The sequence below is a fragment of the Arthrobacter sp. KN11-1C genome, assembly GCF_052180225.1.
GTDB lineage: Bacteria > Actinomycetota > Actinomycetes > Actinomycetales > Micrococcaceae > Arthrobacter.
Map to the genome: position 1 here is coordinate 3044346 of NZ_CP197467.1, position 16700 is coordinate 3061045.

24 protein-coding genes are annotated in these 16700 nt (G+C 62.6%); 13 read left to right on the plus strand and 11 right to left on the minus strand.

Features of this window, described 5'->3' with window-relative positions; translation table 11 throughout:
* Window positions 1–58: 58 nt before the first annotated feature.
* The 3 genes from ACSBOX_RS14295 to ACSBOX_RS14305 all read right to left on the minus strand — a co-directional run bounded on the left by ACSBOX_RS14295 (window position 59) and on the right by ACSBOX_RS14305 (window position 1546).
* Window positions 59–571 carry a PRC-barrel domain-containing protein gene (locus ACSBOX_RS14295; RefSeq protein WP_442543036.1) on the minus strand — a complete coding sequence of 171 codons (513 nt, stop codon included), beginning with the start codon at window positions 569–571 and terminating at the stop codon, window positions 59–61.
* 333 nt (window positions 572–904) lie between these two features.
* Complete coding sequence (locus ACSBOX_RS14300; RefSeq protein WP_442543037.1) at window positions 905–1078, minus strand: hypothetical protein; 174 nt, start codon at window positions 1076–1078, stop codon at window positions 905–907.
* Window positions 1079–1228: 150 nt separating this feature from the next.
* On the minus strand, window positions 1229–1546 hold the full coding sequence (locus ACSBOX_RS14305; RefSeq protein WP_442543038.1) for a MerR family transcriptional regulator: 318 nt from the start codon (window positions 1544–1546) through the stop codon (window positions 1229–1231).
* 134 nt (window positions 1547–1680) lie between these two features.
* Here ACSBOX_RS14305 and ACSBOX_RS14310 point away from each other — a divergent pair, with 134 nt between their 5' ends.
* The 4 genes from ACSBOX_RS14310 to ACSBOX_RS14325 all read left to right on the plus strand — a co-directional run bounded on the left by ACSBOX_RS14310 (window position 1681) and on the right by ACSBOX_RS14325 (window position 3564).
* A complete protein-coding gene (locus ACSBOX_RS14310; protein ID WP_442543039.1) occupies window positions 1681–2106 on the plus strand; it encodes an Hsp20/alpha crystallin family protein in 426 nt (141 codons plus the stop codon).
* Window positions 2107–2319: 213 nt separating this feature from the next.
* On the plus strand, window positions 2320–2781 hold the full coding sequence (locus tag ACSBOX_RS14315; protein ID WP_442543040.1) for a J domain-containing protein: 462 nt from the start codon (window positions 2320–2322) through the stop codon (window positions 2779–2781).
* A gap of 34 nt (window positions 2782–2815) precedes the next feature.
* Complete coding sequence (locus ACSBOX_RS14320) at window positions 2816–3190, plus strand: hypothetical protein (RefSeq protein ID WP_442543041.1); 375 nt, start codon at window positions 2816–2818, stop codon at window positions 3188–3190.
* A 98-nt stretch (window positions 3191–3288) separates the two neighbouring features.
* A complete protein-coding gene (locus ACSBOX_RS14325; RefSeq protein ID WP_442543042.1) occupies window positions 3289–3564 on the plus strand; it encodes a hypothetical protein in 276 nt (91 codons plus the stop codon).
* A gap of 214 nt (window positions 3565–3778) precedes the next feature.
* On the opposite strand, the gene ACSBOX_RS14330 is transcribed toward ACSBOX_RS14325, so the two are convergent.
* Window positions 3779–4291 carry a hemerythrin domain-containing protein gene (locus ACSBOX_RS14330; protein ID WP_442543043.1) on the minus strand — a complete coding sequence of 171 codons (513 nt, stop codon included), beginning with the start codon at window positions 4289–4291 and terminating at the stop codon, window positions 3779–3781.
* A gap of 239 nt (window positions 4292–4530) precedes the next feature.
* Here ACSBOX_RS14330 and ACSBOX_RS14335 point away from each other — a divergent pair, with 239 nt between their 5' ends.
* The 6 genes from ACSBOX_RS14335 (at window position 4531) to ACSBOX_RS14360 (ending at window position 8806) form a co-directional block, all read left to right on the plus strand.
* Entirely contained in the window at window positions 4531–5286 is a 756-nt protein-coding gene (locus ACSBOX_RS14335) for an HAD family hydrolase (RefSeq protein ID WP_442543044.1), read from the plus strand.
* A 124-nt stretch (window positions 5287–5410) separates the two neighbouring features.
* Window positions 5411–6358: a hypothetical protein gene (locus ACSBOX_RS14340; protein WP_442543045.1), complete on the plus strand. Its 948-nt coding sequence runs from the start codon at window positions 5411–5413 to the stop codon at window positions 6356–6358.
* Entirely contained in the window at window positions 6355–6780 is a 426-nt protein-coding gene (locus tag ACSBOX_RS14345) for a phage holin family protein (protein WP_442543046.1), read from the plus strand. The genes ACSBOX_RS14340 and ACSBOX_RS14345 overlap by 4 nt, the downstream gene beginning before the upstream one ends.
* Window positions 6777–7352, plus strand: coding sequence for a DUF3618 domain-containing protein (locus tag ACSBOX_RS14350; RefSeq protein ID WP_442543047.1), 576 nt, complete (start codon window positions 6777–6779; stop codon window positions 7350–7352). Before ACSBOX_RS14345 ends, ACSBOX_RS14350 begins: the two co-directional genes overlap by 4 nt.
* 78 nt (window positions 7353–7430) lie before the next feature.
* Entirely contained in the window at window positions 7431–8582 is a 1152-nt protein-coding gene (locus tag ACSBOX_RS14355) for a YihY/virulence factor BrkB family protein (RefSeq protein WP_442543048.1), read from the plus strand.
* 11 nt (window positions 8583–8593) lie between these two features.
* Complete coding sequence (locus tag ACSBOX_RS14360) at window positions 8594–8806, plus strand: hypothetical protein (RefSeq protein WP_442543049.1); 213 nt, start codon at window positions 8594–8596, stop codon at window positions 8804–8806.
* 32 nt (window positions 8807–8838) lie between these two features.
* Here the strand turns inward: ACSBOX_RS14360 and ACSBOX_RS14365 are convergent, their stop codons facing one another.
* The 3 genes from ACSBOX_RS14365 to ACSBOX_RS14375 form a co-directional block, all read right to left on the minus strand.
* Window positions 8839–9030, minus strand: a complete 192-nt coding sequence (locus ACSBOX_RS14365) for a hypothetical protein (protein ID WP_442543050.1) — start codon at window positions 9028–9030, stop codon at window positions 8839–8841.
* Window positions 9027–9290 carry a divalent metal cation transporter gene (locus tag ACSBOX_RS14370; RefSeq protein WP_442546036.1) on the minus strand — a complete coding sequence of 88 codons (264 nt, stop codon included), beginning with the start codon at window positions 9288–9290 and terminating at the stop codon, window positions 9027–9029. Before ACSBOX_RS14370 ends, ACSBOX_RS14365 begins: the two co-directional genes overlap by 4 nt.
* Before the next feature lie 383 nt (window positions 9291–9673).
* Complete coding sequence (locus ACSBOX_RS14375; protein WP_442543051.1) at window positions 9674–10126, minus strand: SRPBCC family protein; 453 nt, start codon at window positions 10124–10126, stop codon at window positions 9674–9676.
* A gap of 512 nt (window positions 10127–10638) precedes the next feature.
* Here ACSBOX_RS14375 and ACSBOX_RS14380 point away from each other — a divergent pair.
* On the plus strand, window positions 10639–11562 hold the full coding sequence (locus tag ACSBOX_RS14380; RefSeq protein WP_442546037.1) for an SDR family oxidoreductase: 924 nt from the start codon (window positions 10639–10641) through the stop codon (window positions 11560–11562).
* A gap of 333 nt (window positions 11563–11895) precedes the next feature.
* Entirely contained in the window at window positions 11896–12222 is a 327-nt protein-coding gene (locus ACSBOX_RS14385; protein WP_442543052.1) for a hypothetical protein, read from the plus strand.
* 153 nt (window positions 12223–12375) lie between these two features.
* Here ACSBOX_RS14385 and ACSBOX_RS14390 read toward each other — a convergent pair whose 3' ends face one another.
* From ACSBOX_RS14390 to ACSBOX_RS14400, 3 genes are all read right to left on the minus strand, one after another.
* Complete coding sequence (locus ACSBOX_RS14390) at window positions 12376–12636, minus strand: hypothetical protein (protein WP_442543053.1); 261 nt, start codon at window positions 12634–12636, stop codon at window positions 12376–12378.
* A gap of 236 nt (window positions 12637–12872) precedes the next feature.
* Window positions 12873–13079, minus strand: a complete 207-nt coding sequence (locus ACSBOX_RS14395) for a hypothetical protein (protein ID WP_442543054.1) — start codon at window positions 13077–13079, stop codon at window positions 12873–12875.
* 178 nt (window positions 13080–13257) lie between these two features.
* A complete protein-coding gene (locus ACSBOX_RS14400) occupies window positions 13258–13581 on the minus strand; it encodes a PadR family transcriptional regulator (protein WP_442543055.1) in 324 nt (107 codons plus the stop codon).
* 381 nt (window positions 13582–13962) lie between these two features.
* Here ACSBOX_RS14400 and ACSBOX_RS14405 point away from each other — a divergent pair, with 381 nt between their 5' ends.
* Window positions 13963–15105, plus strand: coding sequence for a glutamate--cysteine ligase (locus tag ACSBOX_RS14405; protein ID WP_442543056.1), 1143 nt, complete (start codon window positions 13963–13965; stop codon window positions 15103–15105).
* Window positions 15106–15629: 524 nt separating this feature from the next.
* On the opposite strand, the gene ACSBOX_RS14410 is transcribed toward ACSBOX_RS14405, so the two are convergent.
* A complete protein-coding gene (locus ACSBOX_RS14410; RefSeq protein WP_442543057.1) occupies window positions 15630–16025 on the minus strand; it encodes a YegP family protein in 396 nt (131 codons plus the stop codon).
* Between the last annotated feature and the right edge of the window lie 675 nt (window positions 16026–16700).

The following is a 16700-nucleotide window of genomic DNA, read 5'->3' on the forward strand; positions in this document are numbered from 1 at the left end:
CGGCCGGGTAGTTCTATCCTCATGCGTCCTGGCCCGCCACCATAGTCTCGTGCCAGGGTCAGACCCCTTCGTCCCTGTCGCTGTTCTCCCTACGCAGTTCCTCGGCGAGGGATTCATCAGCGCCGTTCGTGGCTGTTCCCATGTAGCGGTGGAGTCTGGGACGTCCGGCGCCCCGATGAAAAGCTAAATGCGCTTCCGGTCTCGCGATATCTGCGTCACCCTCCCCGTCAGCGGCCTCAGCGTAGGTGCGCATCCTTTCCGGACGGTAATGCTCGTAAAGACGTGCCTCGTCTTCCGGGCCGGGATGTCCGTCAGGATCTATGAGCGGAGCGTCCTTGACCTCCTCCTTGCGATGCTGGACAACAAGGTCATCACCCTGGACCCAAGCACCTTCCAGCGGGACGAACGACTCCCGCAGGCCAAACAGCCCCGTCTTCACTGTGATCCAGGCGGGTTCACCGGTTTCTTCGTCGAGATAGAACTGACCAATGCCCCCGATCTTCTCCCCGTCCTGGCTCAGTACATCGCCGTTGCCCCGAAGCAGGGCGTCGATGTTTTCCCTTGCAATCATGATCACTCCTCGGATTCTGGATTCCCTCCGACTGCTAGTCGCTCGGGGCTACCTCAGTCGTCAGACCGCGGTCATCGGCAGAAGCCCGGTTGTGCTCTTCTGCCGGACCGGGCGGAACTTCGGAGCCAGGCTCTAATGCCTCCCTGGCACCGGCCTCCGGGACCGGCACATGACCGTCGGATGGGCTGGCCCCGGAGGTCGGCGAGCTGACGGGCTCCCTGGAGACCGGATCTGTATCGTTTTGGACGCCATCATGGACCGGTTGGTCAGGTTCGCTTGTTTCGGCGTTCATCTTCGTCTCCTCAGTGAACGGCCATGTCCCAGCCTGAGAAGTCAGCTTCCGGTTTCTTCGGGGCGTTTCCTCGCCCGCTTCTCGTTTGGGTTCTCGCGTCTTTCGTCCGGGACGAAGTCGGGGTCCACCTCGCTGCCCCGGCTGCCGGCCGGCATATTCCCCGGTGTCTGGTTCGCATCGCGCGTGTACCGCTCTTTTGGGCGTTCTTCGCTCATGTCCCCAAAGTATCGCCGTAGGCACGCGCTGTCGAGGTCGCATCAGCCGCAAATCAAGGATCGCCGATGCCAGGTCGAAGCCCGAAGCCAGCCGGTCCTTTGAAGGCCCGGCCTAGTTCCCTAGAAGGTTCGGGGCGGCCCAGTTCCGCCTCATCCTGACGGGGGCCGGGCCGTGTCCCGTGGAGCGTTCGCGGACCTGAGCTCCGTTTCGAGGCGCTGGTTGTCGGCCTCCAGGACCAGGACCATCCGGATGCCGGCCAGATTCAACCCCGACTCCAGAAGCTCCCCGATCCGCCGCAAGATCACAAGGTCGTTCTCGCTGTACTGGCGCGTACCGCCCAGAGTCCTGCCCGGCTCCAGCAAGCCCTTACGTTCATAGAGGCGCAAGTTCTGCTGACCCGTTCCCACCAGTGCGGCCGCAACGGAAATCGCATACACACCCCTCCCCCGGTCCTCGGCCTGGCCCATCGGGCACCTCCAAAATCCTTCGAAAATCAGACTTGCCCTGACCCATACGCAGCGCTATAAGAAATATATACCAGCCACCATAGATCGGCTGGATTTACAACAAAAAAGCTGCGATCTGCAAGGAGTGACACACCATGCTGATGCGAACGGACCCCTTCCGTGAACTCGACCGGCTCGCCGAACAGGTACTCGGCACCACAGCCCGGCCTGCGGCCATGCCGATGGACGCCTGGCGGGAAGGGAACGACTTTGTGGTCGCCTTCGACCTCCCCGGAGTCACCGTCGACTCTGTGGACATCGACGTCGAACGCAACGTGCTGACCGTCAAGGCCGAACGCCCGGACCCCGTCGGCGAGGGCACCGAACTGATCGCCTCCGAACGGCCCCGCGGCGTCTTCAGCCGCCAGCTCATCCTCGGCGATGCCCTGGATACCGACGCCGTGACCGCCAGCTACGACGCCGGCGTACTGACCCTGCGCATCCCGGTGGCGGAAAAAGCAAAGCCGCGCCGCATCGAAATCGAAACCACCGGAAAAAAGCGCCAGGAGATCAACGCCTGACCGCCGGCCCGACTTCCCGGACCGGGAGCACCACAGCGGCCCACCATGTAAAGAGGGCGGTCGAGTTCACAGACCACGCCACAGCGCAGCCAGCGCACGGATGGATGAGGCCCCGAGGATAACTCCCGCAACGATGATCCCCGGCCGAACAGGCCGGGGACCATCCCCCTCCCACGAAAACACCCGGATCTAAACCCCACACCACCTCCAACCATGAGGAACAACGGCCCCGACCTTTACGACATCCTGCATATCGCCCCCACTGCCACGGCGCGCGAGGTGACCCGCGCCTACCGCGCGCTCATCCGAGGCCTGCACCCCGACACCCGGGCGGCCCGCGAACACCCCACCGGCCCCGGGCCGACGGAACCGGGGACGAAGACGCAGGACGAACCTCAGGAGCTCCGGGACATCATGGCCGCCTACGCCATCCTCGGCAACCCGGAAAGACGGGCCGCCTATGACCGCGCGCACCCGAGTCCGGCCTCGAACGCCACGCCGCAACGGCCCGGCGCCGCCACCGTTCGGATTTCAGGGCAGTTGCTTCCCGCCACGTCGCTGCTGATCGGACCGGTCATCTGGGAGCCGCCGGGCGGACGGTGCCCCGGAATGCCGCTCCGGCAACGGTCATATTCGCCAACCGGCTACACGCTGATGCTGCAGATCAGGCGCTGAGAGCCGAAACACCACACAAGTCCAAGGAGCCCCCATGAGTGCCTGGCGCCCGTACGACAACCAATTGATGCCAGCGTTCTACGAACGCTTCGAAAAGCGGTGGGGCAAAGGAACAGCGCCGTTCCTGGACCCCGAGATCCACGAACAACCCATGCCCCGGGCCCAATGGATCAACCCCGACACAGGCGCCGCTGTCGCGGTCGTCCCCATCTGGACCGAGGACCCCCAACACCGCTCCTTCGGAGTGTTCTACCTGCCCCCGGCCGGCGACATCTGGATACTGCGACCCGGCTACACAAACTACCTCGAAACCGACACCAGGAACACCGAGCAAGCCAACCTGCGCAACGACGCCTTCAGAAAAGCCGTCGCACACGCAAAGGAATTCATCTACGGAACCCAACCCTGACACCGTACCCGCACCCGCACCCGCCGGAAAACTCCTGCCATGGTCCGGACACTGGTACACAATACCCGGACTACAAAATCAATTACCCGGAGTACACCATGACCCCTCCACAGATCAGCCAGTTCCTCCAGGACTGCATCATCCAAGATGACACGAACGATTCAGGACTCGACGCCGACATGTTCTACGGGCTCTACGTCAGCTGGTGCTCCCTGAACCTCAAAGTCCCCCTCCCTGACCAAGCCTTCCGCACCGCGCTCCGGATCGCAGGCCTTCGCACCGAAAAGAACGGGAAGGGCAAGAAGGCAGTCTTCCAAGGCCTCCGCATGACAGGGCCAGCCGCCGTGGACTACATCCTCAACAGCGGCGACTAAAACCCGGACACCACTGCGCCGATGCCATGGCAGGGAAGGCTGCAAAGAGGGAAGAGCTCGCCCCGTAGTCAGGCCTGCAAGGCCAGGGACCGGAGTTCCCTGAACCGGAAAGTCAGTCTCCGCGATGATGCCCTTTCTCACAGCACTCCAGATTGCGAGACGTCGCAAAGAAAGTACGGGAGGGCAGGATGTTCCCCGGAATGTCCTGACCTCGCTATTCATGCCGCCGGACGTAGGACTCGGGATCAAGGTCGTGGCCAGTGATCCCTCCCGCATGGCCGGCTTCGAAGGCGCAGAAGGCCAACCCGATCTGGTGCCGGAGGTCCAAGCTGGCGTGGCGACGAAAATCGCTCAGTCCCTCGCGCTCTTCCTCCGCCATGTGGTCACCGTTCACTTCATTCGCCCGCGCAACTGCGAGCCACCACTCCGCAGAGCCGGTTTCGTGGGCGCCTACGGCTTCGATCGCGTCCCGGATCTCATTGTGGTCATGAATCGCGTCGCTCGTCTCATCCTCCGGCGAGTCCTTGCCACCGGCTCCCTTGCCCAGCGAAAGCAACTCCGGGTAGAACAACAGCTCTTCTGCCCTCGCATGGACCTCAAGGAGGATCCGTAGCCTGGACCAGACCGCGTCCAGGTCCGAAGCCGACGCCTCATGCATCTCGTCCAGAAGCGCAAACATACGGCGCTGGTCGTGATGATCGTTGAGAATCACATCGGTTATGTCCATAGCCTCTTCCTTTGGCACCGCTCAGATAGTCCCCGGCTGCATGCCAGGAAAGCTCGAGAATTCTGCAAATTGATCGGATGGAACGACGTCGCGTGCCCAGTTCAGTAAGTATACTTACCATATTCTGCTGCTTCTGCCGCCCGAGGGATAGGGCAGTCACGGACCGTCGGTCCATGGTTGCCTCACCCGCACTCGCGCCGTGGCGGGCCACGCCAGCCAGCCAAGGGAGGCTGCCACTCATGGACGACCAAACGAAAAGCTCGAAAGATGTCGGAGTCCTGTTCGATGTGGACGGCACCTTGGTTGATTCCACCTACTTCCACACAATTGCGTGGTGGCAAGCCTTCCGGCAACAGGGATTGGAGGTGCCTATGGCCTCAATCCACCGCCACATCGGCATGGGTGGAGACAAACTGCTTGATCGCCTGCTCCCTGCGGGTTCCGTTAGAGATGTACGCGATACCGTCGAGCGCGCTCATGGCGCAATATTCTCGACCTTTTGGCCGGCTATCCGGCCCTTCGAATCGGCAAGGAACCTCCTGCAAGTGTGTGCGGAATCCGGATTGGCCGTGGCATTGGCTTCCTCGGCACACGAACGGGATCTTCGGGTACTCCGAAGCATTCTCGATGCCGAACCATGGATCGACTGTGCGACGAGTTCGGCCGACGCCACCGAGAGCAAACCCTCCCCCGACATTCTTCTGGCCGCACTTGAAAAGCTGCAGTTGAAGGCGGCAGATGTGGCATTTGTCGGCGATTCCGTCTGGGATGTCAAGGCTGCGGCCCGACTCGGCATCGAAACCATCGGCCTCACCTGCGGAGGAATCAGCGCAGCCGAGCTTTTCGAAGCAGGAGCGGTCGAAGTCTATTCGGGACCGAGAGCACTCCTCCATCGATTAGGCGCCAGCTCCATCGGAAAGCTTGCCCACCGGAACGATGGCGCGGAACCCGATGGAGCCACCCCAGGAGCCCCCAGGGACGCCCCGTCGCAATAGTCACCGAAGTGAGGTCACATTCGTGACAGGGGGTTCCGCACAGATGGTAAGCATGCTTACTATCTTAATTGCCAGTATTTCTGGTTCTTGATCCGCAGCCGACCTTCTTGGAAAGAGAGCGAAGATGACAGAGAACCAATGGGACGGGAACTACACGCCCCCGCCGGCCACCGGGCAAGTAGCGGGTACGCACGTGCCCCCGTCCACCCGGAGCAGCGGCATGCCGACGACGGAAACCATCAAGGACGAAGCCGGGAACGTGGCCGAGCAGGCCGGGGACTCTGCGAAGAATGTCGTTGAAACCGCCAAATCCGAAGTCGCGAACGTTGCCTCTGAAGTGAACTCAAGCGCAAGGGATCTGCTGGAGCAGGCCAGGCTGGACCTCAAGGACCAGGCCGGAAAGCAGCAGCAAAAAGTCGCTGTAGGCCTTCGGTCCATCTCAGAGGAACTGCAATCCATGGCCACCGCTTCGGAGCAACCCGGCGTCGCAACGGATTTGGTGCGGCAAGCCGCCGAACGGTCTTCATCAGTGGCAACCTGGCTGGAGGGCCGGGACCCAGGCTCCCTGCTCGACGAAGTGAAGACCTTCGCTCGACAGCGTCCTGGCATGTTCCTCCTCCTGGCCGCCGGAGCAGGCGTCCTAGCCGGCCGTCTCAGCCGCGGACTGAGCGCCGGCGCTGACGACTCCCCACGCGGAACGGTCCCCAGGCATCCCTCCAACCAGCCCGCCCACGAGGAAGCTCGACCTTTCGTCCCCGGGCCGGGGATGACAGTGCCCCCTCCCCCGGTCCAGCTTCCCGGCCCAACCACCACGACCGCTGGATACGCGAACCCTGGCCCAGGCTCGGGCGAAGGGACCGTTGCGCCCAACGGCGCACCCGGCACTCTGCCCCAACCCGCACCGGTCACGGAGCCGGAAGCCGACCCCTGGCCTGACGGCGGGATAGCCGAGGATCCATTCACCCGTGATCGTTCGCATCGCCTCGGTTCTCCGGCTCCCTCGGCAGGAACTGAGGCAGCCGACGGCGAAAACAGGCCCGGCGTCGAGCCCGCCAGCGGTGAGTCGCGATGACCGAGAACCAAATCCCGCCGACGCCCGCACAGGCCAAAGCGGAATCGACATCGTTGGGAGACCTTCTAGGCGAGGTGACTCGGGACATTTCCACGCTGATGCGCCAGGAAGTGGAACTAGCCAAGGCCGAGCTGAAGCAGTCCACGGCGCGGGCAGGCAAGGGCGGAGGAATGCTGGCAGGCGCCGGCGTTGCCGGGCATTTCGTCCTTCTTTTCCTTTCCCTCGCCCTTTGGTACGCACTTGGCGAGCTGATTGGCCTGGGTTGGTCCGCCGTCGTCGTGGCTGTCATCTGGGCGATCGTTGCGGCCGTCCTGGCGTCGATCGGCCGAAAGGAACTCAAAGCCGTCAAAGGCATGCCCCAGACGGCCGCAACAATCCAGGAAATCCCAGGAACACTCAAACCACGCGAGGAGCAACGATGAGTGAAAATCCGGATGATATTCGTTCCGAGATCGAAGAAACCCGCCGGCGTCTTGGCACCAACGTTGACGCCGTCGCCGATAAGGTGACGCCGTCGCACGTTGTCCGACGCCAAACCGAGAGAGTCAAAGACGCCGTCTTCGGCGTGAAGGAGAACGTCATGGGTACTGCTGATGATCTGGCGGACGGCGGCCGATCAGCGATCGACGACGCCGGTGCGGCGATCGGCGACGTGCCCCACCGCCTCGCCGGCAAAACGCAAGGCAACCCGCTGGCTGCCGGGCTGATAGCCTTCGGGGCCGGGCTGCTGGTGGCTTCCCTGATCCCGGCAAGCGAAAAGGAGAAGGAAGCAGCGACGGCCCTGAAGGAAGCGGCCGAACCCCTGACCACCGAACTTGCTGGTGCGGCGCAGGACGTGGCCCAGGATCTCCAGGAACCTGCCCAGGAAGCGCTGGAAAACGTGAAGTCCGCGGCCACAGAGGCAGTCGAAAACGTCAAGGATGAAACCCAGACCGCCGTCTCCGACGTCACGGACAGCACCACAGCGGCCAGGGACCGGATCGAGCCCGCCTGATCCACACGGAGGCGTGCTGTCCGGCCAAGGCAGCATGAAGGACGGCACGCCTCCAGCCCGCTTTTGAAAGGGACATCCATGACGACGAAGAACCCCGCCGACAGCAGCAAGGCGAAGGCAGCCACAGCCCCGGATGCGGATGATGCCCGAAAACCGGACAGGCCCACCGAGATCGTCAGGCCAACCTGGACCTACATAGCAAAGAGGACCTTCCGTGAGTTCGGCAAGGATCAGTGCCCGGACGCTGCCGCGGGACTGACCTACTACGCGGTGTTGTCCCTTTTCCCCGCCTTGCTTGCGCTCGTCTCGCTGCTCGGTATTTTCGGGCAGGCAGGAAAGAGCACGTCCGCCCTCTTGGACCTCCTCCAAGGCATCGCCCCTGGATCCACCATCGACACCATCCGCCAGCCCATTGAAGAGCTCACCACCTCGACCTCGGCCGGCTTCGCCCTGATACTCGGTCTCGTCGCTGCCCTGTGGTCAGCGTCCGGATACGTGGGAGCCTTCAGCAGGGCCATGAACCGCATCTACGAAGTGGACGAAGGGCGCGGATTCATCAAACTCAGGGCAACCATGCTCGGTATTACCGTGTTCGCGGTGATGCTCGTGGCCCTGATCGCCGGCATGCTCGTGCTCAGCGGTCCCGTGGCCGAGGCTGCCGGCAGGGCAGTCAACCTGGGCGGGGACCTCCTGACGGTGTGGAGTATCGCAAAATGGCCCGTCGTCCTCCTGCTGGTGATCCTGATCATCGCGGTCCTGTACTACGCCACCCCTAACGTGAAGCAGCCGCGGTTCCGTTGGATGAGCATCGGCTCCTTCATCGCCTTGCTGGCATTCATCCTTGCATCGATGGGCTTTGGCTTCTACGTGGCCAACTTCAGCAACTACAACAAGACCTACGGGGCAATAGGAGGCGTCATCGTGATGCTCCTGTGGTTATGGATTTTGAACATGTCCCTCCTGTTCGGGGCAGAGTTCGACGCCGAAATGGAGCGCGGGCGGGAACTGCAGGCAGGAATCGACGCCGAAGAAACCATCCAGCTCCCACCCCGCGGAATCAAGCGCAGCGAGAAACTCGCGAAACACGAGGAGAAAGAAATCGTCGACGGCGAGAGGCTCGGCGCGCGGCACACCCGGAGCGCATCAAACGCTAGGCTAATGGAACAGCCCACCGTTAGTGCCGGCTTAGAGGATGACTCGACGTCCGACCGGCGTTCAGCTCCTAACTGAAGGAGGCGCGCATGGGCAACCTCCCGTGGATCATCGTCATGCTGGTCCCGTCATTGAGCTTCTTCGTGTATTTGGTCTACGCAAACCTTCGCTCCTCGCGTAGGCGGAAGGCCCTGGGCTTGCCGCCCTTGGGACTTACTCCGCCCGAGCCCAGGAATCGACGCCGGAACAAAAACGCCACGGACGATCACCGACACCAAGGAATTACCAAGAGCGATCCATAGACTCAGGTCGTTCGACGGTAACTATCATCGGCTTACGCTGCCCCGGTGACCGTGGTCCAGATGCCGATGGCTCCCGCCACCACCATGATGGCGGTGGCGGTCCAGCCGAGGGTGGCGGCGAGTTTTCCGTCACGGTAGTTGCCCATGAGGACTTTGTCCCTGGATATGAGCATGGTGACAACGAGGAACGGCGCGGCGGCGATCCCGGTGATCATGGCACTCAAACGAGCAGCCCGATGGGGTCGGAGTCGAAGAGGCTGATGATGACGCCGCCGATGGAACCCACTCCGAGCAGTACATAGAAGGTGCGTGCCTTGCTGGGACGGCGGTCAAAACCCCAATTCGTTCCGAGCAGGCCGGCAAGGCCGACAGAGCCCGAGGCGGCCAGGACCGGGACGGCGAGGATCCCGGAGCCGACAAACCCTGCCGCGAAGAGGAACTTGGCAGCGGGGCCCGCGATGGGTTCCAGGGCCTTCCTGGACAGCCATCATCATCGGCAAAGTCACCGGCGCAGTCCAGAGCATCCCGTTGGAGAACGTGGCGCCGACCTGGGCATAGGTCGCGATTCCGGACGGATCATCATCGGCCGCGCCTGTGACCAGGCCCGGTCCGAGCAGGCCGAGGAACCGCCTGGCCGACGAGCGTTTCGCGCCGGTAGGAGCGCGACCACTTCCGGAAGCTTCCTCTGTCCTGGTATCGATGGCCAGGGCCTCGCCGGACTCCGGTTCGGTAGCTTCCACAGAACTCATGTCGTTCTCCCGTTGTTCAGTTGTAAACCACGCCTAAATACTAAGCATGCTTATTATCCCCGATCCGACTCAGCGTACGGCAGGAAGCAGCCCCATCAGGCAGGCCCGGGGCGAGCCGCTACGATTCCCGCGCGGGAGTGATCCGCCCGGCGAAGCCCACCCCTTCTGGCCGCTCGACGATTTCCTTGAAGCGCTCCAGGTCCTGCCGCACTTGTAACGCGTCCTGATCTTCGGCGTTCGCGCTTCGGAGTGAGTCCGGCTCCCAGTTCAGGCGCAGGAGTACCTTGGTTTCCGTCGGCCCCATCGGCTCAAGAAGCACGGTTCCTCCGGCGAGGGGATGGCCAACACTTTCCCAAGTAATTTGTTCGTCCGGCTCACGGGCGATGATCCACGCATCGTATTCGCGGGGCACTCCGCCGACCATCATTTTGAACCGGAGGCGAACGTCACCGATCCTTGTCACGGACTCGACTCCGCTCAAGAAAAGCGGGAATTCCTCGAACCGTGTCCACTGTTCATACGTCAGCCGAACCGGAACGTTGACGTTGATTGACCCATGAACGTCATTCATGACGCAGACTCCCGTCTGTAACCGGCGGCCAAAACGATCCGTCGTGTTGTGACCTACCCGGCAGTCATTCTACACAAAACCATCAGCATGCTTATCTTCTCGTTCAAGCACGTGACCGGTTCCCGCAAGGATCACTCAACTGGTCGCTCGTCATCCCGGACACGGAGCCGATCATGGACAGGCTAATGCGGTAGCCGACCTCGCGCGCCGGAAGACCGTTGCCGTGACCTCTTTTCGGCTGACGAGCAAGAACGGATACCACCTTCTCGGGGCTCGCTGGAAGATAAGTATGCTGAAGAACTTGCGCACACCTGCTGGCGGTTTTACTTTTTTAAAACGACCAGACCTTCGACGACTGAAGCAAAGCCGATGGAGGAATAGCGATGACAGAGAGCAATTTCCCTCAAAACGAGAAACTGGAAAAGGAAGCGCTGTTTGGCGACAACAAGTCAATTCCGGGCGATCTGGACCCCACCGATAGGGACTCCACCGATTTGGACGAGGACGTTGCGATGGCTTTGGAAAACCAGGTCATTGGGCACTCTGATGTTCCATTCGGAGCGCAGGATCCCCGGACCCAATACCCAAAGGCGAGATTCGAGCCCCAGACCCAGGACTACCCCGGCTGGACGGACGCCATGCAACCGCGGCCTGACCACGGGGAAAGCAGCTACATAGGCCATCACCGCATGACGGGCTTCCGGACTTTGATCACTGGGGCAGATTCCGGAATCGGAAAAGCCGTAGCCATCGCCTACGCCCGGGAAGGTGCAGACGTTGCCTTCACCTATCTGCCCGAAGAAGAACAGGACGCGGTAAACACGGTCCAACTGATCGAAGACGCCGGCAGCAGGGCCCTGGCGTTGCCGGGGGACCTCCAGGACGAATCTTTCTGCCGGGAAGTCATCGCCCAAACCGTTACCGAGTTCGGTGGGCTCAACGTGCTCGTCAACAACGCCGGCTTTCAAATGACCACCAGCCATGGCATCGAAGACCTCACCAGCGAACAGTTCGATCGGACCTTCAAGTCCAACGTCTATGCCCTGTTCTGGCTGGTCAAAGGCGCACTGCCCCACCTCAAACCGGGCGCCGCGATCATCAACACGTCTTCCATCCAGGGCTACCACCCGAGTGACTCCCTCATCGACTACGCCGCCACCAAGGCGGCCATCATCAACATGACGTTTTCACTGGCAGAATCGTTGGGGCCTCGTGGGATCCGGGTGAACGCGGTGGCACCCGGACCAATTTGGACCCCGCTTCAGCCACCGACCCAGCCGCGCGAAAAAATAGAGCATTTTGGCGAGGACACGCCTCTCGGGAGGGCGGGCCAGCCAGCTGAACTTGCGTCAACCTTCGTGCTACTGGCAACCGCTGAATCCAGTTACATGTCAGGGTCCGTTATCGGAGTCACCGGAGGAAAGCACCTCGCCTAGAACCACGCCAGTGGGAGGATCAGCGCAGGCCGTCAGCCCACAGGGGACGAAAATCCCACATGGAGGAGGCGCCACCATGAGCTCGCAGGGGAAACGCGAGGAACCATGGGGCGCCAACCTTGCGAGTCGCATTTGAAAGACGTCATCCATTGACCTGCCAAAGGGCGTTGATGCCGAGGAATTCGGCGGCAAGGACGGGTCCGAAGCGCTCACCGCTTGACGAAAAGCATAGATACAGCGATCGCACACGAGTGTTGCGCGCGTCACAGATCGTGCCTAAGGTTGCGGGGGGCGGTCGCAGCGTCGCGGCCGTCCATGAACGGCAGGAGCACCATGACAGACAAGCTAAACGTCCTGGTCCGTGTGGACATAGATTGCGCCCGCGCCAAGATCGCGGCCCAAGGCCGCGTGACAACGCAAAGCCTCCAGGCCATCTACGTGGTCGTGAAACGCGCCAACTCCCTGATGGAGGGCCTGGCCCTCGAAATCGACGTGACACGCGCCCGAATCGAACCCGACGCCCTGGAGCAGTTGCGCGCCTGCTCGCAGTCCCATCACCTGCCGGCGCACATCGATCCGTTCCAAGCCGACTGCAGCTTCAGCATCCTGGCACCCCGGGATCCCTCCACGGCCGTATGGAAGGGAAGCCGGGCGGCCTGACCGACCCATTTCCATCACTCTAACCCGCGCATGTGCTACCGGCCACGACCCGTGCCATTCCGCACGGGCGTATCCCGTGTGTCGCGTGCACGGGGACTGAAAGCCTTTGAAGAACGGTCACATGGGCGCCGCCCCGGTAGATGGTCCACAGGTTCAGCTGACGTCGGGGTGGCTGGCCACGATGTAGTCGGCCGCGGCGGGTCCGGTCATCGCCAGCCCGCTGTGGTGGATGTCGATGCCGCAGCGGCGCATGCCGGCTCGGAAGTCGGTGTCCGGCACAGGGGTGATCCCGTGGAGGAGGCACCAGCTGATGTACAGCCCGTAGAAACTGTCCGGCCCCAGCAGGTCACCAGCGGCCCCAGGGTCCCGGATAGTTGCCTCGCGGAGGAACTGTTGAAAATGCGAGGTCATCATGGCCCAACTCTAACGATCAACTTTTGCGGCCGTGAGGTGGACGCCGAAGGTTACCGCGGTATCTCCGGCCTCGACCACCGTCGACCCGCTCCAGCCGCAGGCCCGGAAGAGATCGAGGACAGAAGGGAAACGACATCGATGATTACCGGTGATGGCATGAAGAGCAGGTGTCGGTGCCAAGTTGATACAAATGGGCCAAAAGTCTGCAGGGCATTCGTTTGGCGGCCACGCAAGCGCTATGCAAGGCGGCATGAGAGGTCTTCGATTGCCCAAGCAAGGATCTTTTCATCAAAGGGATCCTCCTCGCCGAGTCCATGCAGGAGTGCCTCGAATTCGAATTTATCTGCGTTACCGCCGTTGGCCCAGTACCAAAGCCATAGTTCGTCAAGCCACTCGGTGTCGTGCAGGAGCATCATTCGCGCCGTGAGTCGTGGATTTTTCATTTGGTGCCTCACCACTGCCACGGAGCCGCGCCCTGGGCAGCCATCGCCTTCGCATCCCTCTGCTTGAGACACCATCCACCATCCCACTCATCGCATCCTGTCACAACCCCGAAGGCCATCCGGCCGGTTTTAGTCACTCACCAGGCCATGGACGGCAGAATGCAAGCTGTTCCCGCGTTCACGACGCCGCTCCAAGAACGCCCTGCACCGCCGCCGAGAAGCCTTTCCATTCCTCCACCTTGCGGGCAAGCTCGGCGTGTCCGGCCCCGGTGAGCGCATAGACGCGACGTCGGCCGCCGTCGTCGTCCGCCCAGCGGCTCGCGACGCACCCCGCGGCCTCGAGCTTGTGCAGCGCGGGGTAGACCGAGCCCTCCTGGAGCTCAATCCGCGCGCCGCTGCGCTCGTGAATGCGCGCGATCAGCGCGTAGCCGTGTGCGTCGCCCGCCCCGAGCGAGCCAAGCAACAGCAGGTCAAGCTGTCCGTTCACTGAACTTCGTCCCATGCCTAGAGTGTCTAGGTATGGGACGGGACGCTGACAAGATCAAACGGCCGGAACCGCGGCGCTGTCCCATGTCCTGGAGATACCTTCTGCCCGGGAGGGCGCGGTGGGATGATGCAAGCATGAGTGGAAACAAGAAGCCGTAGGTCCCGCCGCATCCAGCCCATCGGGTGACACGGCGACCGGTGACGTTGATGGATGACGCCGGTAGACCGGCCACGCATCAAATGCGTGTGCTGGCGCGGCGCCGCAACGACGCGGAAGCCAAACTCGAACAACAATTGCACCCGCCCCAGGAAGGACCACGGATCAAGTAGCGGCGACCCTGGCTCTGGCCGGGTGCTCCCTTTCTCCAGCCAACCGATGTTCGACAGGAAGACGCAGATGCGCACGATCGGGGTTGAGGAAGAGCTCTTGATCGTTTCGGCGGGAAGCGGATTGCCTCTGCCGCTGGCCGGAGCGGCCCTGGACGCTGCCGGGACCAGGGACTCCGGGCCTGTACTGAATACGGAATTCAAGCAGGAGCAGCTCGAGGTCAACACGAGGCCATGCGGGACCGTGGATGAGCTTCTGGCGCAAATCCGGGCCGGGCGGGCCTTGGCGGACGCGGCGGCCGGCTTGCTGGGGGCCAGGATTGCTGCGACCGCAACTCCGCCGTTGTACTCGGCGACCCCGACCATGGGGAACCCGCGGTACGAGGTGATGGCCGAGCGGTTCGGTGCGGTTGCCCGGGAGCAGATCACCTGCGGGTTCCACGTCCACGTGTCCATTGAATCCCGTGAAGAAGGCGTCGGAGTGCTGGACAGGATCCGGCCCTGGCTTCCGGTGCTGCTGGCGCTCAGTGCCAACTCACCGTTCTGGAAGGCCGAAAACACCGGTTTCGCCAGCTACCGCACGCAAATGTGGAGTAGGTGGCCCACGGCCGGGCCGACCGAGGTCTTCGGCTCCGCCGCCGGTTACGACCGCGCCATAGCCGGGCTTATCGGAACAGGGGTGCTCCTTGATGCGGGCATGGTCTACTTCGATGCCAGGCTTTCGAAAGACAATCCCACGGTCGAGATCAGAATCGCCGACATCTGCCTGTACGCCGAGGACGCCGCCGTCATCGCCGCGCTGATCCGGGCCCTGGTTGAAACCGCCGCCCGGGAATGGCGGCTCGGTACCGCGCCCCCGGCCGTGGACACCGGCACGCTCAGGCTCGCCAACTGGCAGGCGAGCCGTTTCGGGGTCAACGGTCCCCTGCTCGGGCCCCTCGATGGACGGCCCCGACCCACCGCCACAGCAGTCAACGAATTGACCGGCCATGTCCGCCACGCACTGGAACAATCCGGAGACCTCATGTTCGCCCGCGCCGGCCTCGCAGACATCTTCTCCCGCGGAACAGGCGAGCGGCTGCAGCGCCAAGCCTTCAAACGACGGATTACCGCCGATGTTGTCGCGGCCATTGTCTCAGCCACCCACGGAGGCCGGAGGACCGGCGGGAACGCAACCGCCCCGGACGAGAACCGGTATCAAAGTCGTCATTAACCGCCGCAGATATTTTGTCCCGCTTGATCCGTGCTAATTGTCCTTGAAACAGGAGCCGCGGCGGTGGACTACATTCTCAACGGCAGCGTCTAAGTCCCGGCGTTCTCCTTGGTGGAGCTGGAGGTCGTGGTCTCCCCAGACAGTGTTTCCGTGGTTGTTCCGGTGTCCACGCCGCGACGGTGCATTTGTAACAAAATGCGTGAGCTGCTGATTCCCGGCCGCGCGGATGCGTGGACCGGCGACAAGGAAACGCGCCAATGCCCGGTGTCACCTTGTGCCGGGCATTGGCGCAGCTACCACCGAGAGCATCTTTCAGGGAAACGCCCTCGTGCTGATCGTAGGCCGCGGATGCGGCCCCGCACTTGAGTGCCGACTACCTGTTTCAGGTGGTTTTAGGTGGTCGCAGGAACCCGGCGGTGGTGTCGGCGGGCGGCGCCGTGTCCGGCAAAATGGGAGGTACGGGATGCCAAGCGGTGCACATGCTAAGCGCAGGCTGTTCGTTTTGTGACCGTGGCCGGACCCAGTCAGGGCTGCCGTTGGCGAGGACGGGCTGTGACTGCGCGGTGGCCGGCACCGGCCATTTCCAGCGGGGCTGTGCGCTGCGGAGCGTGGACCGTCCCGATCAAGTGCGGGGCTGTCTGCCGAGGCGTGAGAGAGGGCTCCGGGGCGGCCGCGATCGTGCTGCGTCGACGGCCTGTACCCTCGTTGTCCCCGGCGTCCGGTGCACGCAGCGGGATCTTCGGACACTGGTCGGTTATAAGACCCATTCCGGCGTATTCTCGCACGGCTTCGATGCCGGCTACCGCTGACCGCTTGTCAGGGAAGTCCCCGGAGAGGGCCATCATTGTCCCGTCGGGGGCTGTGATCCTGAACCTGAAGCAGCCGCGCTGATCTTCGAACAGCTCGAATGAACCTGTCATGGAAGTCCTCCTTCACGTCCGGCCCCGAAGGGCCGCTAGACGTTGCTCATGGGCCTGAACGCGTCGCTGCGTTCCGGCTCTGCTGACCCGCGGAACGAATGCGTATTCCAAAAAAGGTGCCTCGCACCACATGACGTCAGGCGCCAACCATACCGGAGGGAGCCGGCATTGGCGAGTCCCCTCCCCGCCCTGATCCTGCGTCACGACCAGAGGATTGGGTTCTGTTGTATGACGTGTCCCCTTCCTGGGACGGAAATGTCCGACAAGTCCACCGAGCCTCAAACCCAGGCCCACAGGTACGGCGTCGAAGGCGGCCATGGGCGTACGGTTGTTCTGGTATCTTCGCATGTCCCCCATTTGTGCAGCCGCCGGGAATCCCTGCGCTGGAGTCGCTCCCGACTCGCGCGGGGGTTCCTCATCGCATTGCCATTCACGGCGGCGGGCCGGCCGATCTGCCACTGACCTCGTTGTCCGGTCGTAATTACTCCTGTCAAGGTGCTCTCGAAAGAGTTGTACGGAAGGGAACTCGACGCCACATTGAGGTTCCCGATTCCGTCCTTGCCCAGGGACTGGACCGCAGAGCGCTCACAAGACGCGGCTGCGAGGTGGCCCGCCGGCACAGGTCCCAACGACGAACTTGCGGGCGTTGCCTCCTGTTGTCCGTTGCTTCATACA